Origin of the sequence: Ruegeria profundi (genome assembly GCF_049800715.1) — a bacterium.
Classification (GTDB): domain Bacteria; phylum Pseudomonadota; class Alphaproteobacteria; order Rhodobacterales; family Rhodobacteraceae; genus Ruegeria; species Ruegeria profundi_A.
Window position 1 is genome coordinate 313,645 of record NZ_JBNAFO010000002.1, and the last position, 25,750, is coordinate 339,394.

Annotated in this window: 26 protein-coding genes and 1 pseudogene; 3 read left to right on the forward strand and 24 right to left on the reverse strand. The window is 55.9% G+C overall.

Annotation, left to right across the window (positions count from 1 at the left end; all coding sequences use genetic code 11):
- Positions 1 to 72: 72 nt before the first annotated feature.
- The 20 genes and pseudogenes from ACP15L_RS05420 to ACP15L_RS05515 form a co-directional block, all read right to left on the reverse strand.
- Complete coding sequence (locus ACP15L_RS05420) at positions 73 to 918, reverse strand: universal stress protein (RefSeq protein ID WP_425083408.1); 846 nt, start codon at positions 916 to 918, stop codon at positions 73 to 75.
- 75 nt (positions 919 to 993) lie between these two features.
- Positions 994 to 1,371 (reverse strand): nuclear transport factor 2 family protein, encoded by a 378-nt coding sequence (locus ACP15L_RS05425; RefSeq protein ID WP_170376164.1) that lies wholly within the window; start codon positions 1,369 to 1,371, stop codon positions 994 to 996.
- Between the two features lie 85 nt (positions 1,372 to 1,456).
- Positions 1,457 to 1,603 (reverse strand): annotated as a pseudogene (locus ACP15L_RS05430) (IS6 family transposase); the annotation flags it as partial.
- 84 nt (positions 1,604 to 1,687) lie between these two features.
- Complete coding sequence (locus ACP15L_RS05435) at positions 1,688 to 2,695, reverse strand: LacI family DNA-binding transcriptional regulator (protein WP_170718277.1); 1,008 nt, start codon at positions 2,693 to 2,695, stop codon at positions 1,688 to 1,690.
- Positions 2,696 to 2,700: 5 nt separating this feature from the next.
- A complete protein-coding gene (locus tag ACP15L_RS05440) occupies positions 2,701 to 3,870 on the reverse strand; it encodes a dihydrodipicolinate synthase family protein (protein ID WP_425083409.1) in 1,170 nt (389 codons plus the stop codon).
- Positions 3,871 to 3,874: 4 nt separating this feature from the next.
- Positions 3,875 to 4,183, reverse strand: a complete 309-nt coding sequence (locus ACP15L_RS05445) for a Dabb family protein (RefSeq protein ID WP_425083410.1) — start codon at positions 4,181 to 4,183, stop codon at positions 3,875 to 3,877.
- Positions 4,184 to 4,185: 2 nt separating this feature from the next.
- On the reverse strand, positions 4,186 to 5,772 hold the full coding sequence (locus ACP15L_RS05450) for a GMC family oxidoreductase (RefSeq protein ID WP_425083411.1): 1,587 nt from the start codon (positions 5,770 to 5,772) through the stop codon (positions 4,186 to 4,188).
- A gap of 16 nt (positions 5,773 to 5,788) precedes the next feature.
- Positions 5,789 to 6,547: a 3-ketoacyl-ACP reductase gene (locus ACP15L_RS05455; protein WP_425083412.1), complete on the reverse strand. Its 759-nt coding sequence runs from the start codon at positions 6,545 to 6,547 to the stop codon at positions 5,789 to 5,791.
- Complete coding sequence (locus tag ACP15L_RS05460; protein ID WP_425083413.1) at positions 6,544 to 8,034, reverse strand: GMC oxidoreductase; 1,491 nt, start codon at positions 8,032 to 8,034, stop codon at positions 6,544 to 6,546. The genes ACP15L_RS05455 and ACP15L_RS05460 overlap by 4 nt, the downstream gene beginning before the upstream one ends.
- Entirely contained in the window at positions 8,031 to 9,143 is a 1,113-nt protein-coding gene (locus ACP15L_RS05465; RefSeq protein ID WP_425083414.1) for an ABC transporter ATP-binding protein, read from the reverse strand. The genes ACP15L_RS05460 and ACP15L_RS05465 overlap by 4 nt, the downstream gene beginning before the upstream one ends.
- A 6-nt stretch (positions 9,144 to 9,149) precedes the next feature.
- Positions 9,150 to 10,031 carry a carbohydrate ABC transporter permease gene (locus tag ACP15L_RS05470; RefSeq protein ID WP_068340098.1) on the reverse strand — a complete coding sequence of 294 codons (882 nt, stop codon included), beginning with the start codon at positions 10,029 to 10,031 and terminating at the stop codon, positions 9,150 to 9,152.
- Complete coding sequence (locus ACP15L_RS05475; RefSeq protein ID WP_170376146.1) at positions 10,031 to 10,924, reverse strand: carbohydrate ABC transporter permease; 894 nt, start codon at positions 10,922 to 10,924, stop codon at positions 10,031 to 10,033. The genes ACP15L_RS05470 and ACP15L_RS05475 overlap by 1 nt, the downstream gene beginning before the upstream one ends.
- Positions 10,925 to 11,025: 101 nt before the next feature.
- Positions 11,026 to 12,264, reverse strand: coding sequence for an ABC transporter substrate-binding protein (locus ACP15L_RS05480; protein WP_170677839.1), 1,239 nt, complete (start codon positions 12,262 to 12,264; stop codon positions 11,026 to 11,028).
- A gap of 68 nt (positions 12,265 to 12,332) precedes the next feature.
- A complete protein-coding gene (locus ACP15L_RS05485) occupies positions 12,333 to 13,856 on the reverse strand; it encodes an aldehyde dehydrogenase family protein (protein WP_425083415.1) in 1,524 nt (507 codons plus the stop codon).
- Positions 13,857 to 13,860: 4 nt separating this feature from the next.
- A complete protein-coding gene (locus tag ACP15L_RS05490) occupies positions 13,861 to 14,628 on the reverse strand; it encodes an enoyl-CoA hydratase/isomerase family protein (RefSeq protein ID WP_425083416.1) in 768 nt (255 codons plus the stop codon).
- A complete protein-coding gene (locus tag ACP15L_RS05495; RefSeq protein ID WP_425083417.1) occupies positions 14,625 to 16,196 on the reverse strand; it encodes an acyl CoA:acetate/3-ketoacid CoA transferase in 1,572 nt (523 codons plus the stop codon). Before ACP15L_RS05495 ends, ACP15L_RS05490 begins: the two co-directional genes overlap by 4 nt.
- Positions 16,196 to 17,197, reverse strand: a complete 1,002-nt coding sequence (locus ACP15L_RS05500; RefSeq protein ID WP_425083418.1) for a Gfo/Idh/MocA family protein — start codon at positions 17,195 to 17,197, stop codon at positions 16,196 to 16,198. The genes ACP15L_RS05495 and ACP15L_RS05500 overlap by 1 nt, the downstream gene beginning before the upstream one ends.
- Positions 17,198 to 17,409: 212 nt before the next feature.
- Positions 17,410 to 18,234, reverse strand: a complete 825-nt coding sequence (locus ACP15L_RS05505; RefSeq protein ID WP_425083419.1) for a TauD/TfdA dioxygenase family protein — start codon at positions 18,232 to 18,234, stop codon at positions 17,410 to 17,412.
- Positions 18,235 to 18,277: 43 nt separating this feature from the next.
- Positions 18,278 to 18,685, reverse strand: coding sequence for a VOC family protein (locus tag ACP15L_RS05510; protein WP_425083420.1), 408 nt, complete (start codon positions 18,683 to 18,685; stop codon positions 18,278 to 18,280).
- Between the two features lie 606 nt (positions 18,686 to 19,291).
- Entirely contained in the window at positions 19,292 to 20,278 is a 987-nt protein-coding gene (locus ACP15L_RS05515; protein WP_425083511.1) for a serine hydrolase domain-containing protein, read from the reverse strand.
- 196 nt (positions 20,279 to 20,474) lie between these two features.
- Between ACP15L_RS05515 and ACP15L_RS05520 the strand changes: the two genes are divergently transcribed.
- The gene (locus tag ACP15L_RS05520) at positions 20,475 to 21,455 is read left to right on the forward strand and encodes a hypothetical protein (protein ID WP_425083421.1); all 981 of its coding nucleotides are present in this window, start codon (positions 20,475 to 20,477) and stop codon (positions 21,453 to 21,455) included.
- Positions 21,456 to 21,662: 207 nt separating this feature from the next.
- Here ACP15L_RS05520 and ACP15L_RS05525 read toward each other — a convergent pair whose 3' ends face one another.
- On the reverse strand, positions 21,663 to 22,367 hold the full coding sequence (locus ACP15L_RS05525; protein WP_425083422.1) for a helix-turn-helix transcriptional regulator: 705 nt from the start codon (positions 22,365 to 22,367) through the stop codon (positions 21,663 to 21,665).
- A gap of 106 nt (positions 22,368 to 22,473) precedes the next feature.
- On the opposite strand from ACP15L_RS05525, the gene ACP15L_RS05530 reads away from it, so the two are divergent.
- Together ACP15L_RS05530 and ACP15L_RS05535 are read left to right on the forward strand one after the other, a co-directional pair.
- Positions 22,474 to 22,911 carry a hypothetical protein gene (locus ACP15L_RS05530; RefSeq protein WP_170689768.1) on the forward strand — a complete coding sequence of 146 codons (438 nt, stop codon included), beginning with the start codon at positions 22,474 to 22,476 and terminating at the stop codon, positions 22,909 to 22,911.
- Positions 22,912 to 22,952: 41 nt separating this feature from the next.
- The gene (locus ACP15L_RS05535) at positions 22,953 to 23,309 is read left to right on the forward strand and encodes a VOC family protein (RefSeq protein WP_170376129.1); all 357 of its coding nucleotides are present in this window, start codon (positions 22,953 to 22,955) and stop codon (positions 23,307 to 23,309) included.
- Between the two features lie 878 nt (positions 23,310 to 24,187).
- Here ACP15L_RS05535 and ACP15L_RS05540 read toward each other — a convergent pair.
- From ACP15L_RS05540 to ACP15L_RS05550, 3 genes are read right to left on the reverse strand one after another with little or no spacing between them, the layout of a single operon-like run.
- Positions 24,188 to 24,352 carry a hypothetical protein gene (locus ACP15L_RS05540; RefSeq protein WP_425083423.1) on the reverse strand — a complete coding sequence of 55 codons (165 nt, stop codon included), beginning with the start codon at positions 24,350 to 24,352 and terminating at the stop codon, positions 24,188 to 24,190.
- Between the two features lie 47 nt (positions 24,353 to 24,399).
- The gene (locus ACP15L_RS05545) at positions 24,400 to 24,750 is read right to left on the reverse strand and encodes a hypothetical protein (RefSeq protein ID WP_425083424.1); all 351 of its coding nucleotides are present in this window, start codon (positions 24,748 to 24,750) and stop codon (positions 24,400 to 24,402) included.
- 1 nt (position 24,751) lies between these two features.
- Positions 24,752 to 25,372 (reverse strand): hypothetical protein, encoded by a 621-nt coding sequence (locus ACP15L_RS05550; RefSeq protein WP_425083425.1) that lies wholly within the window; start codon positions 25,370 to 25,372, stop codon positions 24,752 to 24,754.
- Between the last annotated feature and the right edge of the window lie 378 nt (positions 25,373 to 25,750).

Genomic DNA, 25,750 nt, shown 5'->3' on the forward strand with positions numbered 1-25,750 from the left:
GTTTCTTAACTATTTAACGATGAATTATTATAGCTATGGCTTCCCGAAAGTCACAGTCTTCGGCTCACTTCATCAGTGTCCGAAAAGCACTGGTAAACTTGTCTGCTCCAACATTGCGTGCGTCGTGCCCCCAAAAACTGACTCTCGCAAACGGGAATGCCCATAGGCGCCCATAACAATGAGATCGGCCCCCGCTTCGCTTGCTCGTTCTTGAATGCAGTCTGCAATTGAATTCCCCCCGCACTGGAACTGCGACACGGTCAAGTTGCAACCGTGATGGCCGAGCCATTCAGCTAGGTCAGTTCCCGGCACACTACCTTCTACGTCCTCAGGCAACGGCAAATCAAAACACCCAATCACGACTTCTTTGGCCGCCAGTAGAATGGGTAAAGCTAAATGCGTTGCCCTGGACGCAGGCAAGCTGTCATTCCATGCCAAAAAAACGCGGTCGCGTTGGGCAAACGGGTCTCCATTGATCATCAGAGCGACAGGCGAATGAAACAAAACTCCGCACGCGATCTTGTGAAATAAATCAGGATCTTTTCGCAATCCAGCGTCTAGATAAGCGATATCAGAGCATTTGGCTTGTTCTGCTACAAGTTGCTGTAGCTCTGCTCCAAGTCCCATGAAGCCAGTTGCATTTGCAGATACGCCCTGCCCAGCAAGAAGCGCTTCAACTTCAGTGGCCCGAGACTTCAAGGCGGCATTTTTCGCGTGAAGAACATCCAACCAGTTTGAGGGAAGACCCGCTTCCACGAACCTGTTTGATCCATACTTCAGGTAAGGCAGGTTAGGTAAGGCCGCGATCAATACGCAATTCAAGTGGTCGTTCTGGGTACGGGCAGTTTCAGCGCATTCCAAAATCGACGCGTCTTCCGCATCAACTCCTACATAATATGCCACTGTTCTGTGTTGCATTCCCGACCTCCGCCCGGAATTTCACTTCACCCAAGAGCCGTGCGCACCGACTGAACCAACAAATCGCCGATGATGTTACTTCGGCAGCATGAAGAACTCTTCCAGCACAATCTTGCCTTCCGCCACCGAATACACTGCGATCTCGCGCAGTGTCATACGCTCACCCGTGGCCTTCTGAACGACTTCGGCTCTGAAACGGACTCCAAATCGGTTGGGTGGGTGGACGTAGGGGCCATCCACTTCTAGTTCTTGGATTTCATGCGATGCCAACCAGTCCTCTCTTTTTCCCTTGATGGCTTCGCGACCCTTTGAAACGCGAAATTGTCGAACCGGAGGCACAACGGCTTCAATCGACTGCGCGTTTTCGGCATACATTTCATCAACACTTCCAAGGCCCCGGCGCTCACGCATCGCCTGAACAAAGGATCTACCGATTTCAATCAACTCTTCCATGAATCCCCTCCCCTAGATTGCCATTGAGTGTACCACTTCTTGCCCGCTCAATTCTTGACAAGGATCAATAAGCACATTGGTGGAAAGTTTCGGGACTCACGTCGATGCCTCGCTCGTGCAGCAGATCTTCGACACTCCGAAGCGAGAACGGCAAGAGAGTGTATAGCGTCACCGCAAGGCGGATGATCTCGGGACTAAACTCGAAGTGTTTGAAAAAGTCAGGTCTGGTAATGGCAAAAGCTGCGCAACCGCTCTGCCCCCTTCAACCAAAGTTCCTCCGACAAGACCTCTCGACAAGGGCTGGTATAGCCTCTTGTTACACCGTTTCTTTCGTAGTTTGCCTCAATACCAAGCGCGTTGTAGTTCGCGTGTGTTGCGCAGGCGCGACACCATCCTGCAACCACAGCAAAACAGTGTCCGCAACTTGTTCTCCAAACTCAGAGACGCCGCAATGTACTGTAGACAAAGCTGGCCAGCACTCTGATGCTTCCTTGATGTCGTCGAAACCGACAATCTGAAACTCCGTTCCAATTTTAACCTGAGTTTCATGGCAGGCATTGATCATCCCAAAAGCAACAAGATCATTGAAACATACTGCGGCATCGCACGCAGGATGCTCCTTGAATAGGTGGGCCGTCGCTTCATGTCCAAATGATCGGCTGGATTCCCCTGTTTTCACAATAGGCTGCAAGTGGTTGTCTTTCATGGCACTGATATAGCCGGACAGCCTTTCCTGAGTGACTTCGGCACCATCCAGACCACCGATAAAGGCGATGTTTCGCGCGCCTGTTTCGATCAGGTACTGCGTTGCCGTGCGTCCACCCTCTGCGTAATCAGGGGCGATAAAGGGAAACCTGCCCGTTTCGCTTTCAACTTGTCGCAAGACTTGCATCAATGGAATGCCAGCTCGCTCTACCGCGGAGAGGGTGTTTGTGACATCGCCATAAGCTGGCGAAAGGATCAAGGCAGAAACACCGTGCTCGAGCATTGCGCCCACCACCTGATCCTGAAGTTCGGGGTCTTCGTTCGTGTTGGCCAACACAACCGCATAGCCTCGGGACCCCAGCGCCATTTGCAACGAAGTCGCAAACTCGGTGAAAAACGGGTTGGTTAGGTCGTTGATCACCAAACCTATTAGCGCCGTTCCCGTGGCTCGCAGATTTGCCGCCGATCGGTTGTAGACATACCCAATCTCTTTCATCGCGGTATGGACGAGCTTGCGTGTCTCCGGCTTCACCTGTGGGCTGCCCTGCAACACAAGGCTTACCGTCGACTTGGAAACGCCCGCAGAGTTGGCGACATCTATGATCGTGGGTCTTCGCATTCAGGCTATTGTTCAACTCCATGCAAGCTAAGAAGCGTGGTCATCCGTGCTTTAGCCAGTTCAGGATCCGAGAGTAAACCGGCCTGATCCGCCAATCTGAACACTTGCGCGTAGTGGCAGATGTCACGGCTGGATTGGAACCCACCCGGCATGATGAAATGAGACTGGGCTCCGTTCAGCCATGCCAGATAGGCAATCCCGGCTTTGTAGAACCGCGTCGGAGCCTTAAATATCTCTCGGCTGAGGGGAATAGTCGGTGCGAACAGCGCGTTGTAGCGATCCATGTCGCCCATAGCCAACGCCTCAAGCGCCTGGCTAGCGGCGGGGGCGATAGCAGCGAAAATGCCAAGCAGAGCGTGCGAAAAATGCGTTCCATCCCCGGCAATAAGATCGGCGTAGTTGAAATCGTCACCTGTGTAGAGGCGCACGTCGTCCGGCAGCCGCGCGCGGAAGGCTTCTTCATGTGCCTGATCAAGCAAGGATATTTTTATCCCGTCAACCTTGGCAGGATTTTCGTTGATCAGGGACAACACAAAGTCGCTGGCCGCGTCGATATCCGTGATACCCCAATAGCCCGTCAATGCAGGATCGAACATATCGCCAAGCCAGTGCAGGATTACTGGGTTCGCCGCCCCATCGATAAGCGCGCGATAGACGTCGTGATATGTGTCCGGACCCGCGTTGATCGCTGGAAAGGCACGTGACGCCATGAGGATCAATTGCCCTCCGGCGGCCTCGATAGCCTCGGCCTGGTGCTCGTAGGCTGACAGAATTTCACCTGCTGTGTTCAACGCGCTTAGAGGCAGATGATCGGTCCCAGCGCCACAAGCCACCCGGGGCGACAACGGATGCGCTTGCGCCGCCTTCATTGTGCGCTGGATCAGCTCCAACGCGGTCTCCCAATCGACACCCATACCCCGTTGTGCGGTATCCATAGCTTCGGCCAGACCCAGCCCCTGATCCCAGAGCCCCTGACGAAATCGCAGTGTCGCTTCCCAATCAACCGTGGGGCGTCCATCCCAGGGGTTACGTTCTGCCAGCGGATCAGAAACCACATGAGCCGCTGCAAAGGCCGTGCGCGTAAGAGGCACCTGCGGCGCGCGCGGTAATAGCGGCGTTCCGGTCAGCGCATAGGGTTCCAATTGCCCATCTAGATTTGGCAAAATCAATTTCATTGTCTCAAACCTCCAAATCCAGAACCAGAATGCCGTCGATACCACCCACGGCGTTCTCAACCAGCTGCGCGCCCAGCGCCTTGTGCGTTTCGTTGTTCTGATAGGCCTCCAGCGCGGCCCAATCGTCGAAATCGATCACGAACCCATGCATGTATCCGCGCTCGATCTGCTCGGGGCTTTCACTTCGGCCCCCGGTGAACCCGCTGGCTCCGGGAAGGATCTTGGACACGTCCTCGAGGCCTTTGTAGATGGCTCCGATTGTGTCTTCGGCTACATCGGCGCGGAATTTGGTCAGTACGATGTGGCGGATCATTTTTAGAAACCCTGATCTTGTTTGATCATGTCGGCAGCTTTTTCCCCGATCATGATCGTAGGTGCATTGGTGTTGGATGAATTGACCGTCGGCATAATCGACGCATCCGCGACGCGAAGCCCTTCGATCCCATTGAATCGTAGGCGCGGGTCCAGCACGGCATCGGCATCGCTGCCCATACGGCAAGTTCCAGCACAGTGGTGCGATGTTTTCGAATGTACGCAGATAAAATCGAAATACTCCTGCTCGGTCCGCACGTCCGGGCCCGGCAAACGTTCGGCCAGGATGTACGGCTTCAGCGCATCCTGTGCGAGGATGTTCTGCACCAGTTTTAGCCCCCGAATGGACATCTCGCGATCGTAAGGATCCGCCAGATAGTTGGGATCAATAAGCGGCATCACCGCAGGGTCTGAACTTTGTAATCGGACGGTTCCGCGTGACCTGGGGCGCAGGAAACAGGCGTTCAGCGTAACCCCGCCGTTGGGCATCGCCTCGACCCCAGCCTCAATGCCGGTACCAAGCCCCAGATGCATTTGAAGATCCGGCGAACGCGCATCCGGGTCTGCGTACCAGAACCCACCCGTTTCAAATAGACTGGACGCGACCGGTCCCTTGCGGGTGAAAAGGTATTGCAGACCTGCGAAGGCTGAAAGGTGAAGCTTGGCGAAACGGTCGTAGGTGTGCGGGCCGGTCACTTCACAAATCGAGTACAAATCCAAATGGTCTTGCAGGTTCGCGCCGACCTGAGGCTGATGATAAACCGCGTCGATACCTAGACTGTCCAAATGATCCGCTGGGCCAATTCCCGACAGTTGCAACAAGCGCGGTGAACCGATGGCACCTGACGACAGAATGACCTCTTTCGCGGCCAGGATCTTGTCCCCGTTCATCATCTCGACACCAGTTGCCCTGCCCTTGTCCACAATGATGCGGCGGACCTGTGCGCCGGTGCGCACCGTCAGGTTCGGTCGGCTGCGGTTTGGCGCGATAAACGCCATCGCGGCAGATGAGCGTCGCGCATTGCGCTGGGTCAGCTGATAGTACCCCGCGCCATCCTGCTTCGCCCCATTCACATCGCGCGTTCCGGGAATCCCCACTTCCCCTGCGGCCTTGATGTAGGCATCGCAGATTGGCAAAGGTGCTGCGGGCATGGACACGCCCAGCGGTCCGCCTTTGCCGTGAAACTCGTTGTCGTAGGTGTCGTTGTCTTCGGATTTTTTGAAAAAGGGCAGCACGTCGGCATAGCTCCAACCCTCGCACCCCATCTGTCTCCAGTCATCGTAATCCTGAGCTGCACCCCGTGTGTAGATTTGCGCGTTGATCGCAGACCCTCCGCCGATCACCTTGGCCTGGGTGTAGTTGAAGACCTTGTTCTGCATGTGCTTTTGCGGAACCGTGGACCAGCCCCAGCTGCCGATACCCTTGGTCATCTTCGCGAACCCGGCTGGCAGGTGAAAGAACGGGTGACGGTCGGTGGAGCCAGCCTCTAACAACAGCACACGCGCCGAGGGTTCTTCGGAAAGACGTGCAGCGATCACCGAGCCTGCCGAGCCGCCCCCAATGACAATGAAATCATATCCTTCAGACATTCTTATGCGCCTTGATTTACAGACGTGAAATCGACAAGCCGCCATCCACCGGGATGACAGCGCCGTTCGCAAAGTGCATCTGGCCCTGAACCAGTGGGACGACGACGGATCCAATATCCTCGGGCTCACCCCAGCGAGCCGCCGGAACAAGTCCGCCTTCGATACGGTCGGTGTACTTGTCGCGCACGCCAGCCGTCATCTCAGTCGCGATGATGCCCGGTCGCAGCTCAAAGACACCGATGCCTTCGGGGGCCAAGCGTACTGCGAACAACTGAGCCATCATCGCTGCGGCCGCCTTGGACACGCAGTACTCGGCACGTTCGATCGACACCATTGTCGCGCTGACAGAGGTGACAAAGGTGATTGATCGATAGGTATCGTGCGGCTGCTCCAACATGCGCCGAGCCACTTCTTGCGCCAGAAAAAACGCGCCACGCAGGTTGATGTTCTGCACGAAGTCCCAGTTCTCGGGCTTCAGATCCAGCATGTCGCCGCGCACCGGTGCCCCTACGCCTGCGTTGTTTATCAACGCGGTGATCGGGCCCAAATCGGCTTCGATCTGATCCAGTAGCGCCGGAACGTGATCAATGTCGGACACGTCGTGCTGCACATAAATTGCGCTTGGGCCAAGCTCTTCCAAAGCCGCCCTCACGACCGGATTGTCGGGTGCAGAGCGAGAGGCTATTGCGACCTTATACCCCGCCGCGATCAAGGCGCGCGCCACCCCTAGTCCAATGCCCTGTTGTCCTCCGGTCACCAATGCTGTTCCGGTCATGCGGCGAACTCCGTTTCAATGATATGACGCCCCGCACGGAGTGCGAGTGCGGCTATCGTGAGGGCCGGATTCACCGCCGCTGATGTCGGCAGAACTGACGCGTCAACGATGAAAAGGTTTTTGTGGTCGTGGCTGCGGCAGAACGTGTCGACGACACTGCTTGCCGGGTCATTGCCCATCCGCGCCGTGCCGCATTGATGCGACGGAGTGCGCCGATCAAATGGTCGCGACAGTACCACGGGAAACCCGGCCTGCTTCAGATGCGCCTTTAGCCGCGCAACCAGGGCCTCGTGCGCAGCCCAATTCGAGCGTTTCCAATCCAGCCTGATCTGGTCACCTTCGACCGTCACCCGGCTGTCTGGGTTCGGCAGATCTTCGGACATGGCATAGAAATCAAAACTGCGATTGGCGATCAGTGCTGCAAGTGGACCCGGAAGATGGGTTTGCGACGCAAGGATCGGTCCAGTGATCTTTCCCAACATCTGAATGTTACCCAAAGGCAAGCCACCCTGTCCGTCGCTGTTGTAATAGTCGTTGAACATCAATGTCTTTTGATAGACCGCCCTGTTTCGACGCAGAGGATGAAGGGCCAGAACCGCCGAGCAATTGTGGTTCATGAAGTTACGCCCGACCTGATCGGACCGATTGGCAAGACCGGTTGGACAATTGTCGTTCGCGGACTGCAGCAACAGGACTGAGGACTGTACCGCACCTGCCGCGAGCACGATGACCGGCGTACTAAGGGCACCGTGGCCATCAACCTCGACGCTTGTGACGCGACCAAAGGCATCAGCCTTCAGTTTTCGGACACGCGCGTTAGTTAAAAGTTCGACATTCTCGTGCTTCAATGCTTCGGTAAGCGCACAGGTTTCGGCATCCATTTTGCCGCCGCATGTATTGGGAAACGCATCCCAAGTTGTTTGCCCAGCCTCTAGCCAGGTCTCAATATCCACGCCCAAAGGCACTGAGGATGGCGTCAGGCCTACTTGGCTTAGCCGCGTCCTCAGGTCTGCAATATCAACCTCATCCGGCACAGGTGGGTGCGGGTAATCCCCACTGTGCGGTGGCTCGGTGGGATCTTCTTTGGTGGTCCCATGCGCGTCGTAAAGCTGTTCCGCGGCGGTATAATCCGGCTCCAGCACTTCGTAGGGCATGGGCCAGCCGTGAGAGTAGCCACCCATATGCTGACGCGGCTCAAAATCCTCTTTCCGATAACGTATCAAAGCTGCGCCGTAGAACTTGGAATTGCCACCAACGCAGTAGTAGTTTCCGGGATTGAAAGGCTCGCCTGCTCCATCCAGCCATGTTTCATCGGGGCGGAAGTGCCCATTGGCAAAGATCGCCCTTGGGTCTCGATCCTGAGATGAGGGCTGCAACCACTCTCCTCGTTCAAGGATCAGAATGCGACGACCGGACGGAGCCAACGCGGCAGCCAGCGTTGCCCCCCCTATACCCGACCCAATGATTATGACGTCAGCCCGATTCATGGGAGGATCCGCATCTCGCTTTCGGGATCAAAAGCCACGGCCTTTTCCATGTTAACTGCAAAGTTGAAATCCTGACCCGGTGCCACTTCGGCATCCGAACGCATACGCGCGATCACATCTCGTCCGCCCAATTGCATCGAGACGAAGGTGTCCGATCCAGCGGGCTCCGTCACCACGATACGGTTGGTCATCTGCGCGACGTTCGACGACTTTCGATCCGCGCCATCCATATCGGTGATAGTCTCAGGGCGAATTCCCAACAAGATCTCGCGCCCATCCCATGCGGCCAAGTTGTCTTGGCTGAACGGAAGTTGCGCCATAGATCCGTCGTGAACGGCGACCTCTGCATGGGGGCGGCCATTCAAAACCGTAACCTTGGCCGGTACCACGTTCATCGCAGGCGAGCCCATAAACGTTGCAACGAAGATATTCGCAGGCGTGTCATAGATTTCCTGCGGCGTGCCCAGTTGCTGAACATAGCCGCCGTTCATCACGGCGATGCGGCTTGAAAGCGTCATCGCCTCGATCTGGTCATGCGTCACGTAGACGATGGTGGTGCCGAGGTTCTGATGTAGCTTCTTGATCTCGGTTCGCATGTCGACGCGAAGCTTGGCATCGAGGTTCGAGAGCGGTTCATCGAACAGGAAAACGTCCGGGTTCCGCACCAACGCGCGACCCATTGCAACCCGCTGACGTTGACCGCCGGACAACTGACCGGGCTTGCGATCCAGCAACTGCTCAATCTGCAAGAGCTTGGCAACTTCTTGCATCGCTTTGTCGCGTTCAGGCTTGGGCACACCATGCATCTCAAGACCGAAAGTGATGTTCTGCCCGACCGTCATATTGGGATACAAAGCATAGCTTTGGAACACCATGGCGATGTTGCGGTTGGACGGGTGCACCCCGTTCATCACCTGGTCCTTGATGCGGATTTCACCGCTGGTGATCTCCTCCAGCCCCGCGATCATGTTCAGCAGAGTGGATTTGCCACAGCCCGAGGGACCGACCAGCACCAAGAACTCACCCTCCTGCACCGAGATATCGACCTTGTGCAGAACCTCGACCGCCCCGTAGGATTTGGTCGCGTTGTCTATGTCTAGAAAACCCATGAGGTCTTATCCTTTCACCGAACCCGCCATCAGGCCGCGGACGAAGTATCGACCGGCCACGATGTAGACGAGCAGAGTTGGCATGGCCGCCAGAATGGCGCCTGCGAAATGAACGTTGTATTCCTTCACACCGGTTGACGACTGCACCAGATTGTTCAGTGCCACCGTCATTGGCTGGCTGTTGGCATCGGCAAAGGACGCGCCGAACAGGAAGTCATTCCAAATATTGGTGAACTGCCAGATGATCGAAACCACAGCGATCGGCCCGGAACTGGGCAGAAGTATGCGCCAGAAAATCTGAAAGAACCCAGCGCCATCAATCTGCGCCGCCCGGATCAGCTCGGTCGGGAACACGGCGTAGTAGTTGCGGAAGTACAGCGTGGTGAATCCGATACCGTAGACAACGTGGACAAGCGCAAGACCCCAAGTGGTGCCTGCCAGCCCGATTATGCCCAACATCCGCGCCATTGGGATCAGAACAATCTGAAACGGGATGAAGCAGGCAAACAGCATCAGACCGAATAGGATTGTGTCGTATTTGAAGCGCCACTTGGTCAGCACATAGCCGTTCAACGCCCCAAGAATGGTTGAGACGATCACCGCCGGAACTACCATCTTGATCGAGTTCCAGAAGTAGGGCTTCAGCCCTGTAGGATCGACGCCGATCTGCGCCGAAGACCACGCCTTGAGCCACGGCTCAATCGTGAACACCTGCGGCAGGTTCATCATGCCGCCGCCGGTGATCTCTTCCAATGGCTTAACAGAGTTCACCAGCATGACGTAGAGCGGCAGCAGGTAGAAAAGACCGAACAGCAGCAGCACCAGGTAGATCAGCGTGCGCGTAACGCGGCCGGTTCGGATTGCGGTATCCTGAGTTGCTTGGGACATCAGCGTTTCTCCCGCAATTCGGCGTAGAGATAGGGGATCATGATCGCCGCGATGGTCATCAGCATGATCGTGGCCGATGCCGCACCGATCCCCATCTGGTTCCGTGTGAACGTGTAGGAATACATGAAGGTCGCAGGCAGTTCGGTTGCGCGACCGGGTCCACCCCCGGTCAGGGCGATGACAAGGTCAAAGGTCTTGATCGCAAGATGGCTGAGGATCACAAAGGCCGACAGGAAGGCTGGGCGCAGTTGCGGGATAATGATCCGGCGATAGAGGTTCCAATTCGAGGCCCCATCCATTTGCGCGGCCCGCAGAATTTCATTGTCGATCCCACGCAGACCGGCCAGAAACATTGCCATTACGAAGCCGCTTGTCTGCCAGACGGCCGCTAGAACCACCGTGTAGATGGCGTAATCACGGTTTTTTATCCAGTCGAACTCGAAGCTGGTCCAACCCCATGTGTGCATCACGTTTTCCAACCCGATGCCAGGGTCCAGGAACCACTTCCAGGCTGTACCGGTGACGATGAAGCTCAGAGCCATCGGATACAGGTAAATCGGGCGCAGCAGCCCTTCGCCGCGGATTTTCTGATCAAGGAAGATCGCCAGACCCAGGCCTATACAGGTGCAGATCACGATATAAAGGCTCGCGAAAATCCCCATATTGATCAACGAGGTTTCCCAATGGCTCAGCCGCCACAGTTTGTCGTAGTTTTCCCATCCGACCCATCCAAAGGACGGCAGGATGCGACTGTCGGTGAATGACAGGTAGACCGAAAACAGAATGAACCCGTAGACAAAGACCAACATCATCGCCAACGACGGTGACAGGACCAGCTTGGGTATCCAGTTCTGAAGGCGTGTCTTAAAATCCGCGTCGGCTGAAGCAGCCATGGCGCGCCCTCCTCGTTCGAGTCGTGTTAGATCGGAGCTTTTGCGCCCACTTGGTGACAGGGCGGCCAGACCGCCGCCCCATCGGGAGGATCACTTATGGATCACTTGGCGATTGAAACGGCATCAACCAGTTCGGTCACGGCATCTTCGCTGCCGTACTCGCCGTTAAAGTGAGCGGTCACAACGTCATAGACGGCGTTCTTGACTGACGCAGGCGCGGCATGTCCGTGTGCCATCGAGCCGAACAGGTTGCCTGACGAAGCCGCAGCAGCCAAATCCTTCATGCCTTGCTGACCACATGCATCCAGATCACTGCCGTCCACGTCAGTACGAGCCGGGACAGAGCCCTTCACCTTGTTGAAGGCAATCTGGAAGGATGGCGACAGGATCGCGCTGGCCAGCGCGGCCTGCTCGGCCGATACCGTACCGCCCTGATCAAACATCATGAACTGATCAGCGTTAAAGGTAACCTGATCCTGAGTACCCGGGAAGCGGAAACACAGGAAGTCCTCACCCGGCACTTTGCCCGCGTTCAGGAATTCGCCTTTGGCCCAGTCACCCATCATCTGGAAACCGGCTTCACCGTTTATGACCATTGCTGTCGCCAGGTTCCAGTCACGACCCGAGAAGTTCTCATCCACGTTGTCACGGATAAAGGCCATACGGTCGAACGCTTCTTTCATCGCGTCGCCACCCAGCGTTTCCTCGTCCAGGTCGATGAAGGCCGCTTTGTAACCGTCAGGCCCCAGCGTCGACATCGCGATAGCATCGAACACGGTCGCGTCCTGCCATGCCTGACCACCATGCGCGATCGGAGTGATTCCGGCAGCTTTCAACGCCTCAACTGCTGCGACGAATTCGTCCCAGTTGGTGGGCTGAGCAATGCCGTTGGCGTCCAGCACCGCTTTGTTGGCCCAGACCCAGTTGGTCGAGTGTACGTTAACAGGGGCCGAAACCCATTTGCCGTCATGCTTGGCGAAGGCTTTCAGCGCATCTGGGACGACGTCATCCCAACCTTCCTGGGCTGCCACTTCGTTCAGGTCCGCCAGCGCGCCCTGATCGGCCCAGTCCAGAATGTCAAAGCCCAGCGCCTGAACGGCTGTCGGAGCGTTGCCTGCGGTGACGCGTGCGCGCAGAACGGTCATGGCCTGCTCACCACCGCCACCGGCTACAGGCATGTCGGTCCATCCAATGCCCTGTCCGGACAGATCGTCCTTGAGAACGTTTAGTGCTGCGGCCTCACCGCCAGACGTCCACCAATGCAGAACTTCCACGTCTTCAGCGTGCGCAAGGCTGGTCGTGCACAGTAGACCTGCTACAAACAGCGATTTTGTCTTCATAAATTTACGCATTCTTGTTTCCTCCCTTAATGCGTTATTCTCACTCGGGACCAATCTGGCGCCCGGTCTTAGTCTTGCGGAACCCATGCTGCACGGCTGTTGCCGATGCGCATGACCACTGATTTCACTTCGAAGAATTCCTCGAACCCATATCGCCCGATTTCCCGCCCCTGCCCGGATTGTTTGACCCCACCGAAAGCGACCTCGGGGAACCCGTCCATCCAGGTATTGGTCCAGACCGTTCCCGCTTCTGCTCGGCGGGCAAACTCTAGGCAGGTGTGAACGTTTTCGCTCCAGACCCCTGCCGACAGACCGTAAGCGCTATAATTGGTGAGCGCGATGGCTTCGTCCAGTGTTTTGAAAGTCAAAACAGACAGAACAGGCCCGAATACTTCATCGCGGGCAATGGGCATATCAGGCGAGACGTCGGAAATCACCGTCGGCTGATAGAACTGAGCGCCGAGGCCTTCGACCTCCAGCGGCTCACCACCCAGATCAATAGTCGCACCCGAAGCCTGCGCCTGTTTGACATACGCGTCGATTTTTGAGTTGTGCTCGGACGTTACGATAGCCCCAACCTGCGTTGTCGGGTCCAAAGGATCGCCGAATTTGACTTTGCGCGAAAGGGCGACGACACGTTCGCGGAATTCATCGGCAATGTCCTCATGCACGATGATGCGACTGCTTGAATTGCAGCATTGACCAACATTGAAATAGACACCGAACACAACTGCATCAGCGGCTGCATTCAGATCGGCGTCGGGAAAGATGACCTGAGGGTTCTTGCCCCCAAGTTCCAGCGCGACCTTCTTGAGTGTATCCGACGCTACTGCGCTGATCGTCTTGCCCACAGCGGTTGAGCCCGTAAAGCTGATCATGTCCACGCTGTCATGGCTCGACATCACGCTGCCAACGGGAACTCCGTAACCCAGAACGATATTGCATACACCGGCGGGCAACCCGGCTTCGATCAACAATTCGCCCAGCATCAAGGTTGTCGACGGTGTCATCTCAGACGGTTTCACAACAACGGTACAACCAGCCGCCAACGCGAAGGGCAGCTTCTGACTGAGAATCCAGAAGGGAAAGTTCCATGGTGTGATGATGGACACGACACCTATGGGTTCCTTCAACACGACACCCATCATATCTGCGCCAAGAGTATTGTGGCTGTCGCCGTGGGTGCTGCGCGCCAATGAGGCCGCATAGCGCCAAAGATCTGCTGCACCGCCGACCTCGCCCTTGGATTGGCTGATCGGCTTACCGCTTTCCAGCGTTTCGATCAGTGCGATCCGGTCGACATTCTGTTCAATCAGGTCGGCAACCTTAAGCAAAACGGTGGCCCGCTCTTTGCCCGATGCCCGACTCCACACACCGCTGTCGAACGACTTGCGTGCCGCCAAGATCGCCGCCTCGGCTTCAGCCTCGCCACCCAAGGCCGAACGGCTGACAATGTGCCCGTGCGAGGGCGAACGCCGTTCGAAAGTCTCATCCGACGCGCTATTCTGCCACCTGCCATCGATGAGATGCCGACCTTCGAACACCGGCGGAAGCTCGAACGGGATAGCAGGGTTGATGGTGATATCTTTCATATTGTCAAAGGCCCGAAAATGTGGGGTTACGTTTTTCCATGAACGCAGCAACGCCTTCTTCGCGGTCCGCTGAGGCGGCAATTGCTGCACTACCAAGGGCTTCGACCACGGCATGTGTGTCTTCGCCGACCGCTGCATGGATCATGTTTTTTGAGATTTCGGTGGCGCGGGGCGAAAGGTCGCTAAGTTCTGCGGTAATCTCAAGCGCGCGCGCCAGAACGTCGTCAGTCACCTCGGTCGCATAGCCTAAAGCCAACGCGCGGTCGGCACCAATTCGGCGCCCGAAGAGTGCCATCTCCTTCACCGCAGCTTCGGGGATCAGCCGGGTCAATCGCTGTGTCCCGGACCAGCCGGGCACGATCCCGACCCGAGCTTCGGGCAAAGCCAGCGTGGACCGCGGGGTCATCAGGCGCAGATCGCAGCAACTGGCCAGCTCTAGCCCACCGCCGAACGCGTGGCCGTTGATCGCAGCAATTGTTGGTTTGCCGATCCCCGCCAGACGGTCAAAGATACGATGTCCATCACGGACCCAATGTCGCGCGAATTCGGCGGGGCTCAGACCACCCCAAGCGCCAATATCGGCCCCACAACAGAACGCTTTTTCGCCTGCGCCAGTCAGAACAAGCGCACGAATGGACGCGTCACGCTCGACCTCTGTAAGGCTAGCTTCCAGCGCGTGCAGCATATCTACAGTTAGCGCATTGAGCTTGGCCTCGTTGTCCAAAGTCAGGACGGCGGTTGCACCTTCGATATGAATGCGCAGATTGCTCACAGTGTCATCCCCATCGGGCCGACTGCGAATAGCGACTTTGGCATCTGAGCCGCGTTTTCCGCGACTTTGACGCGACCGCCCGAGGCTTCGACAATATCGCGCTGCGCCTCAATGCCGGGCATAATTTCCGTCGCGACCAGCCCCTGATCCGTCAGGCGTATGACGCAACGCTCAGTCACATAGAGCACATCCTGACCGGTTTCCCGGGCACGGCGGCCCGAGAATGTGACATGCTCGACCTGATCCACCATCTTGGTGAATTTTCCGGGGGCATTCACACGGATACCGTCATCCGCCAGATCAATCTTGGCGCCGGCTTCGAACCAGCCGGAGAACACGATCTTTTTGGCCCGCGCGGTAATATCGACAAAGCCGCCGCATCCTGCAGTCAGATAGGGCTTCTTACCAAGTTTGGAGACGTTCACATTGCCTTCTACATCGACCTCGAGGAAAGAGAGGAACGACATGTCGAACCCGCCGCCCTGGAAATAGATGAATTGCTGCGGTGACGGCACAAATGCGTGCGCGTTGGATGCGCACCCAAAAGCAAACCCGGTCAATGGGACGCCACCAACGGCCCCCTGCTCGATCGCCCATGTCACAGCCTGAGGATGGCCCTCCTCCAACAAAACACGCGGGACCATTGCGCTGATGCCGAAGCCCAAGTTGGCGCTCATGCCGCTGCGCAGTTCTTGGGCGGCGCGGCGCGCGATGACCTTCTCGACACCGTGCTCGGCCAGCGAAAAACTGTCCCAAGGGCGCATAATCTGGCCAGAGATCGCAGGGTCATAGGGCGTCTCGGTCGTTTGCATCTGCTCCGGGTCTTCAACGATCAGATCGACCAGATGCCCCGGCACGCGCACGTCATGGGGGCGCAAACTTCCGGCGGCAGTCACTCTTTGAACCTGTGCGATCACGAGTCCACCGTGGTTGCGTACGCAAATCGCTTGCTCCAACCCGCCCAGATAGGCTCCTTCATGTTCATAGGTCAGGTTGCCAAACTCATCCGCCGTGGTTGCACGCAAAACGCACACGTTCGGATTGATGTTTGGGAAGTGCAACCAAGTCTGACCGTCGAATTCCTTTCGGTTAACGATTGGAGCCGCCGCACCACGCGTATTCATCGCGCATCCTTCGCGAACAGGATCCACAAAAGTATCAAGCCCGACTTGCGTCAAGACCCCTGGCCGATGCGCTGCGGCTTCGCGGTGCATGTCAAACAGAATTCCCGATGGCACGTTGTATGCGGCCACTCGATCTTCGACGATCATCTTCCAGATTTCCGGCATCTCAAGGCTGGAAGGGCCCGACGGGTACGATCCGGCGAGAACGCAGCTTAGCAGCCCATCCTGCGCCAGATAATCCATGCCCTTCACGCCATACATATCCCCGGCGGCAATTGGGTGCAGCGTTGTAATGTTGCGCGGATGCCCTTCAGAGCGATACCGCTCTCCGAGTGCCTTCAGCACAAGGTCGGGGCACCCCAGCGCAGAGGACGACGATACGGTGACAACCGCATTGTCTGGGATACGAGAAACGGCCTCGGAAACGGAAACAAGCTTGGTCATCAAAAACCGCCATAATCTATGTTGATACGATCGCCCGACGCTGCGGCCTCACGAACGCTCAGCGCGATTGACAGCGACTTCACTCCATCAGGCCCGTCGGCAGCAGGACGGCCTTGTCCCGCCGCCGCGGCGACAAATTCCGAAACGCCTTGAACATAGAGAGAGTGGTCCGAAAACGGGATCTCTTCACTTCCGGCTTCAGTCACCAGCTGTATTGCCCCAACCGGGCGCTGCGTCATGACGCCATCCGCAAAAATCGAACCCTCGGTTCCATGCACCTGCAGGCCAGACCCGGCAAAGGGGTGCGTAAAGCTTTCATGCGTCATGACCATCGCGCCTGAGGGCATCTTCCAGACGGACATGCACGAGTCTTCGACACCCTGCCCCATCCCAGAGCTGGCCATTTGGGCGACAACAGACACCGGGTCTTCATTTAGCAGGAAGCGGGTGACATCCGCGTCATGAACGACGATGTCTGGGATCACGCCACCACCAGCATCGGCCGAATTGATACGCCACCCCTGCAAGTTTTCGGGCAAATGCACTGCGTGATGGATGCGCAGCGAAAGAACCTCGCCGACGCGCCCATCTGCGATCTGGTCGCGAATGGCACGATGACTGCCAGAGCATCTCAGGTGGTGGTTAGTACCAAAAGTCACGCCAGCCGCGTCGGCTGCACGCACCATTTCGACAGCTTCCGCTTGCGTCATCCCGAGCGGCTTTTCACAAAGAACATGCTTACCAGCCGCGATGGCAGCCATCGCCTGACCATGGTGCTTCTCATTTGTGGAAGAAATGTAGACGGCTTTCACGCCATCGTCAGACAGCGCCGCGTTCAGGTCTGTGGTTGCATTGGGAATAACGTGTTTCTTAGCCCAGGTTTGCACCCGGTCAGAGGAATTACTGACGACCCAGGTCACGTCGTTGCCTGTCTGCTGACGCACCGCGCCCAACATATATTGCGAAGCTATAGTGCTCGCTCCGACAAATGCCCAGTTCATCTGATTTCCCCACAATTGGAACGTTCCAAAATATGTAATGGAACGTTCCAAATTTGACAAGAAAAAACTCTGTGCCCACCTTAAAGGCAAGAAAACATGGCTAAAAACGCGGCGTTCGATGCCTCATCCAAAACTATCACAGGGAATCGAAGAGATTCACCGCGTGCCGACACTCTAACTGAGTCGCAGAAATTCGCCGCGCGCCACTTGCATCAACGCGTCAGAGCGACCCCTTCCACCGTCACTCTGTGCATAAGACGTCGAAACCCGTGGTAGTCGTTGATCGCTTTGTGCCACGTCGCTCTGTTATCCCAAATGGCGATGTCCCCTTCCTGCCAACGCAGGCGACATTGGAATTCAGGCTGCTTGCAATGATCATAAATCATACCCAGCATTGCGGTGGACTCATCCTCGCTCAAGCCTTTGATTTTGGTCGTGAACACAGGATTGACGAACAACCCTCGCCTGCCGCTGAGCGGATGCGTGATGACAACGGGGTGTAAAGCGTCTTGCGTGGCAGCTTCGGCGTTCCCCAACCGGCCGCTTTTTGCGGCTTCTGTGTCCACAATGCTGTCGCCAAAGACATGGCGAGAGGAATGCACCGCCCACAAGCCATCTAAGAAACCACGCATCGTGGGCGACAAAGCTTCGTAGGCGGCAGCCATCGACACAAACAACGTGTCGCCACCATGGGGCGGAACCTCAAGGGCGTGCAGGATCGAGCCCATAGCAGGCTCCTGATCATAGGAGTGGTCAGTATGCCACCCCTCTCCCACAGCTTCTTTCTGATCCTTCTCTTTCAACACCATGGCAATCTCAGGATAGCCATCCACCGGTTTGAAAAATCGGTTCACATTGATTGGGCCGAACCTTCTCGCAAAGGTCAGATGCTCTTGCGGGCTAACACTTTGACCCCTCAGTGCGATAACGGAATACTTAGCGAAGGCTGACTTAATTGCGTCGAATTGATCTTCACGCCGGATGTCCGCCCCGACGATTTCCGCACCCAATCCACCGGTGAGAGGTTTTACTTCCATGCGCCTTCCTCCCTGCTTCGCTCAGCCTAAAAGACGAGAAATATCACTTCAAAGCAATCGGCTTCGCTTCATACAGCTCCAATGGAAGATCGTCCGGATCGGTGAAGAAAGTGAACCGATGGCCGGTATATTCATCGACACGGATATCTTCGACGAGGACACCTTTCTGTTCCAGGCTGTCTTTCTGCGCCTCGATATCATCCACAACAAACGCAAGATGCCGCAGACCTCGTGCTTCGGGACGAGACATGCGTTTGGGCGGGTTGGGAAAGGAAAACAGTTCAATCTGAGAGCCGTCCGGCAACGCCAAATCCAGCTTCCAAGATTGCCGCTCAGCCCTGAAATTCTCCGCAACAATTCTTAAACCTAGCGTCTCTGAGTAAAACGCCTTGGACCGTTCATAGTCCGAACAAATGACTGCAGCATGGTGGATTGCCTTCAGACTGGTCACGGGCCTGTATCCTTATTAAATCAATCAGATAAGCCAAAATCTTGAGGTAATTCTTCGCTTCACTTTCGAAACTGATCGAGAAAACGAAGAGGTGTTTGGTCAAATTTGGCAACCAAACAATACAGGAAAACATAGCAGTAATCATCAAGCGTCCGTGAGCTCACAGTCGACGTTTTGTGCAACTCGTGCAAGCGGCGACTCGTGGCTCGAGACACGCCTTTGAAACCAAGCTTCGTGATTTCCGAGTTGAGAGCCAATGCCGCCATTCTCGGCTGCTTACAAACTCGCTTGAAAGAAATGAGTGTTGCTCTCAGACAAATTCGAACCGGTCTCGGTTGGGCCAATTGGGAATGCACTCAATGCCGTGCATAAATCGCGTCATTCAAGCAATTTCAATCTGAACGGGCTCTTTGACCGACCTGCCTGGACCGGCAAAGCGAGACTTTGGGATCTCAGTCAAGCTGGTCACCGCCTCTTTCACCTTTCAGAAGAGTAATTGGTCGGCTTTCCAGTTGCTCCACCGCCCCGGCGAAGCAAAAAGCTGATTGATAGTCCAGCAACGTTGAGGCCAAACGTGACCAACCCTAAGCAGTGTTTATGAAACGTCTAGGTAGCGTTCAAAATCGGACCATCCAACAACCTGACCAATTCTCCAAAATAGCCTCCAGAACGGGCGGGACGCGTAGGATCAGATGTTATTGCGACAGCAAGGTTTCGATCAGGATGGGCCGCTATGATTTGGCCTCCGTACCCACGCGCCAATGCATAGCCTGAAGGGGAAAGAAACCAGCCATAGCCGTAGTCTAGTCCAGAGAAAGGTGAGCGGCCGTGTGGCTTGGTCGATTCCAAAACCCAACGCTCAGGAATGATTTGCGTGTTGGCAAAAGCCCCGCGGTCCCGAAGCAACACCGCGATCTTCAACATTGACCTCGGCGTAATCGCCATCTCATTACCACCTAAGTAGTAACCTTGCGGATCCCTCGTCCAAGCGGGGATCTCGATACCAAGTGGTGCACCCAGCCTCTCACGCGTCAGCCTCAAAAGGCTTTGTCCGGTCGCCACAGTCAATGCTGCGCCAAGCACATGGGTCGATCCTGTGGAATAGAGCATCTGCTCTCCGGGTTCAGCAACCATCGGTCGCGTCAGCGCGTCCGCGATCCAGTTGGGAGAGTTGATCCATTCTCCATAGTTGCTGCCCGAGGTTCTTTCGAGCCCTGCCCGGAGCGTTACCAGATCCTCCATCGTAATGCTTTCGGAACCGGGCGTCGCATTAGCGGGCAAAAGCCGCGGAGCAACCTCCTGCAAGGTGGCATCTACAGATGGGATTTCCCGCCGGTCGATCGCCGTCCCAAGCAACAAAGCCACAATGCTTTTCGAACACGACTTTATGTTGGCCGGTCTATCCAGGCCTGCACCCTGTTGGGCCTGCGCGAAAATGACCTCATTTCCGCGTTGAATTTGCAGTGAATGCAACTGCGGAAGACCGCTGATTACATCATTCAGCACCACCGTTTGTCCCCGTGCAATATACGGAGCACAAATTGCGGTTGCGGTTGCCAACAGGAACTTGCGACGTTTGATCATGGCATTCATTTGGAAGCAAATCTCGGAATGTCCAGACACCTACGCAACATCCTAGGATTTATTGTCCAAGATGTAAGAAAGCCTCCGCAAACGAAAAGTGGGATTTGAGGCAACAGCAGGCTTCGCTTGTAAACTTGGCCAGCATCCTAGCGCGCAAGAACTGTGGTAGACTGAACCCGAGGACATTCTAGCAGGAGATTTCCCGTTGCTACCGAATTCACTCCGTCTCGCACTCTCGGTCATAACAATCGCCATGTCGGTGGGCGCCCTACCGGACCGCGCCAATGCGATAACGCAAGATGTTCCAGCGTGGCTACAAAAGCACGTGGGTACAGGTGAGGGGCAAATCGCGCCGATCGTTCTGGAAAGGGCACGAGCGCTTTACATCAAGAAACTACGCCGAGGCGAAGTCAGGAACCCTTGCTACCTTGCCAAGGACGCAACCCGCCCCAGCACTGCGAGAAACGGCAATCCGGGCAAGCGTTTTTATGTCATCTGCGAGTCACAAAAGTCCTTCCGAGCGGTTTCGTCCGGCTATGGCAATGGCCGAAAACTCCAGCGCGCCAATTTTTCGAATGGCCGACAATGCGCGAAGAACTTCAGCAATGCAGAGGGCTCTAAACTAACCGCCGGAGGCGCCTATGTGACGGCTGAAACCCGCACGTCCTTCAAAGGCTACCACAGTCATTCCGGCAAAACGCAGCCGTTCTACCGCACGTTTCTTTTGTTTGATGGTGAAGGAGAAACGAGCAATGCCCGCGAGCGCGCCATCGGAGGCCATCCGGCTGTCTTCCTGAAGTGGCAATGCAGGTTCAAAAACCCTCAAAGCACGCATGCAGACAACGATGGCTATGTCCCTTACGGAAGGCTTGTGAACTACACTGGTGGTCGTAGCAATGGTTGCACAACCTGGTCACAATCCGCCTCAAAAGAGATTTTGGCGCTTGTAGAAGGGAACCCAACAACCCTGTATATCTACCCAGAATCCAAAGACATAAACGCTGTCGCCAAGGCGGTAAAAAAGGGAAAATCACTTTCTCGAACTGGAGTTTACTGGAACGCAGCTTGCCTAAAAGCGATTGGTGAACCAAAGTTTTGGCCCAAAAGCAGCCTACAGCCGATCATAAATAGTTGGAGAGCATCTTTGCCCAAACAGCCGCCGTTGGAATTGCCGATCTGCAAGTAAATTGCAAAGCAGAACCTAGGCGCGCTGCCCTTCAAGCCTTTGTGCTGTGGGCTCGATGCTGGCGTTCAGCGAATTTCGCTCAATACCTGCTTTGCGGACGAAGCCAACCTTCGGTCCACTCCAAGAAACTGGCGGTTCCGGCCCAAACGAGCCGTTGCTAAAGCAGCGCTGCAGATTTCGCAAAGCGGTCCTGCGGCAAGCCCCGCCCTATGCCCCTTCTTCATAGCGCTTTCGTTCTGCATCACCTGCATCGCGCCATTCGGCGCGGAGTAGGTCCATTCGCCGAGGAATACTGTCTTCGAGGACCTCCGCGTCAATGATCCGCTCTGTCCGAAAGTAACGAAAACCTTCTCGCATCTCGCACCATGCGGCGATGATGCGGCTGGTGTCTCGATAACCCAGCAGTATGGGCCATATCACGCGACGGGTCTTTTGGCCTGAGTTATCTGAATACTTCAAGGCTATCTTTTTGCGACACCGAATGGCCAGACGAATTGCCGCCGCGCCGAGTACTTCATCCGGCTGAGTGACGGGCGCGACGCTGACCGCCGGCTGAAGAAACGACGTCCGGTACTTGTCAGGTGCGACAGCTTCCAGCTTGGTGATCAGCTTCTCAGCCGCTAGCGCAAGCTCGGGTTCGCCTCGGGTCTGGACCCACAGCACACCAAGCGTAACGGCCTCGATCTCATCCGGGGTGAGCATCAGCGGTGGCATATGAAAGCCGGGCTCCAACACATAGCCGACCCCCGCCTCGCCATTTATTGGCACGCCCTGCCCCATCAGCGCAGCAATATCGCGATACACCGTGCGTTTGGTCACGCCCAGTTCCTCACCAATGGACTGGGCTGAGATCGGGCCTTTGGCGCGCCTCAGAATCTCGATGACTTCAAATAGCCTGTCGCCGCGCCTCATGTGATCTCCTTTCTAAGAAACAGATCATACTGACACCATGCTGACAACACGCTGTCAGCATAGGCGAGGTAAAAGCAGGAAAGGCTTCAACCAAGGAGATTAGAATATGAGACGTTTCATTGCCTTAACCCTCGCCGCTGTTCTGCCAACAACACTCGCAGCGGAGTCTTCCGAGCGGCGGGGAACTGCGACGATCATGGCCATGGGCGCCTATGTGCCGACCGACAACATGGAGGAATCGGAGGCTTTCTACCGCGCCCTGTTCGACAGTGAACCGACAATCGGGCTACCAGAATTCGTGGCGTTCGACGTGGCTGGTGGCTGGTTCGCGATCGTGTCACGGGATAAGTACGCACCGGGGGCCGAGGCAGGTTCGGGCGCGGTTCCCTACCTGCAATCCGCCGATCTGGAAGTCTTGCACGCCCGTGCCATTGCCGCCGGCGTGGCCGCTCCAAAGATCATCGAAGAGCCGGGCATCCACCTGCTCAAGATCACCGATCCGAACGGTCAACTGATCGAGTTCTTCAGACTGACCCATCAGTGACGCTCTCAACACTCCGCGCTATCTTCAAAGGACATCGCACCATGCAAATGAACTACTTCGTCGTAGGTACCAACGACATGGCCGCCGCAACGCACTTTTATGATCAGCTTTTTGGTCAAACGGGTATGGAGCGTGTCTCGCCCACCGACAGAATGACGTACTGGCTCGGACCTGGCATTGCCTTTGCAGTAGCCATCCCGTTCGACGAAAACCCTGCCACCAATGGAAACGGAACCATGGTCGGCTTCAGCGTCGGGTCGGCTGAAGAGGTCGAAAGGCTGTATGCGTTGGCCATCGAGCTAGGTGGCACGAGCGAAGGCGAGCCGAACCAACGGGGACCGCGTTTCTCGGCCTACGTCAGGGATCCGGACAGCAACAAGATTTGCCTCTCCGCCTGAGGGCAGGTCGCAAGTGCAGTTCCTGATCGAAAGGAGAAGGTTTTTTAGCCCGTTCTTTTGGGCGTGAATGGGTGGAGAGGTAAGCTTGTCCTCGATGCTGCGCTCGCAGAGGATTTAGTCGTCACAGCGATCAATCGTTCTGCAGACAAGGCACCCGATCTCAAAAATGACTGCACGTGGATGTCGGTGAACCCTGTGACCCTATGTTCCTCGCATCAGTGTTTCGCAACCATTACGCCGTCACTTCGAACTTGGACGGTCGGCTGCCTTCGAAAGGCGCGACGTCGGTGTACTACCGATCTGCAGCTACGATCCTCAAAGCTGCGTCTCTGGTTAGCCCTTCGACCCGTAAGGCCAGATTAGGTTCAGAATTAAGATTGCAACGAATAGGGTGACAAACTTAAGCACTGTTGCTTTTCGTTTCGGCATGTTCGCAAAAAGTGTCGTCTGGTCGAGGCCCCAGAGGACAGCAAAGCTGATTGCTACGGTGACAATCATATGTGGAATATCAAGGCTCACAGCGTCCCTTTCAAATAACTGAAATGATGTCTAGTGGCGTCGTTTTATGCGACGGCAAAGCAACGTTAGGATTACAAGATTGAGCGCCGGAGCCAGACTTGCAAGCCACGGACGCCAAGCCTCTGGAAAACAATCTGTCAAAGGAACCCATGGCAATCCTATGGGCAGCAGGAATATACCGGACAAAGGGTCTCGCTGCTGACCAAAAAGCCCGAAGGTGCCGACCAGAATCAGCGCAAGTGCCATGAGGTAAAAGACCCCTACGGTTCGAACAACCCAACGACAGGTATTTGCGGATCCTGACACTGCTTAATCTCTTCGGTATGTTAAAGTGAAACTCTCCGGATGCCGATGTCAGGTTAGTTGCACGCAAGATAGTTGGCGCGATCCGCTTCCGATACATCAACGGGGCATTCGGTGTTCCGGTTTGCTTCGGAAATATCCGCTTCCGTGGTGAAGGATTGCTCTTCTGCACATCCTGCCAAAACGACGAACAGTGTTGCGGCTGCAAGCGTGTATTTCATGGAGCTTCCTTTCAATCAGACCAAGTGTTCAGCCACGACCTAGAGCATTAGCAATCTGCGGCGGGCAGCATAGTGACATCCGAATAACGGCCATCGGCAGTCGCGATGCGTGCGCAGGCACCCGTGCTGCGGTTAAACCAGAAGGCAGTTAGACCGTCTGTCCGGATCAACTCATAGCCGAGGTTTTGTATGCCCATCTCGGCCTGACCGGCCCGCGCACCTTCAAATGCGGAAAGATCGGTGGAGCTTCCCACGGACGGTTGGTCAGTTGAAGGTGCCGTGGGGCTTGAAGTCTCCACGCAACCCGCCACTGCGCAGAGTGTCGCAAATGCACAAACCAGCATAAACGATTTCTTATTGGATTCTCCAATTTGATGCGGAAACTCTTCCGTATTCATGTCATTCGATGCCAAAGATCACGTTGTAGGACTGTGCACCGTTCGAAGTGTTGTAGACTTCGATCACGTGATCTCCCGACTGCCAGAGCTGCCCACGATACTCTTGCGCCGCGCCCGTTTCATCGAGCAGCACAGACCCGTCCGGATTATAGATCACATAAGTCATTCCGGGTCCGTTCGCGGCGAGACGGAAATAAAGGAACTGACCGTCGCGCGCACCCAGGATATACCGCCGGCTCTCTTGTGGCAGGAGAGAGCCGGTCAGCTCCGCACCGGAAGTGCCACTTGCGAACTGCACGCGCTCCGTGCTTGGCGCGCCTGTGCCAGAAGAGCCCGCCATCGCACCACCGCCGTCATCTGCGGCTTGTGCAACGCTCAACTCGGCAACCTGACCATCGTTTGAGACAAGGCATCGCCAGATTGTTTCGCCTCTGTCTTGCAGCATGACAAGCGAGTTTGCTTCGGAAAACTCGGTAGAGAGCACCGTACCACCTTGTCCATCTGGCCCACCTACAACGCGCAATCGGTCGATACAGCCGTCAATTGCTTCCTGCCCAACATCCGCGGCGGACGCGAGCGTTGGCAAAGCACAAGTGCATATAGTCAAAAACGTCAATCGCATTATTAAAAACTCCCAATGGAACCACGGAGAACTCTTAAATAGTAAAGCAATGCAAACTGTCGCACGCAATAATGCAATAATAATGTGAACACCGCTCCTGGCTCAAAGCAGCCGAACGACTCACAAGTCACTCAGCGAATATTGCGAGTGTACGTTGGTGTTGTGGGCGTCAAAAATGATCGTTTTTGGCACGCTTCACGAGAGTAGACGTTCTTGCGCAGTGCAGCACCCGGCAAAGTGGGCTCGCAACCGACTTCAGACTCAGCGCAGCATCTGTAGTGGTGTGTCAGGTTGGCTCATCTTGGGCGGCGCAAAGCTGCCTTACATAGCTGAGTCTGTATGCCGCGTCGCGGCCCATCAAAGTAGACGTTCACTGCG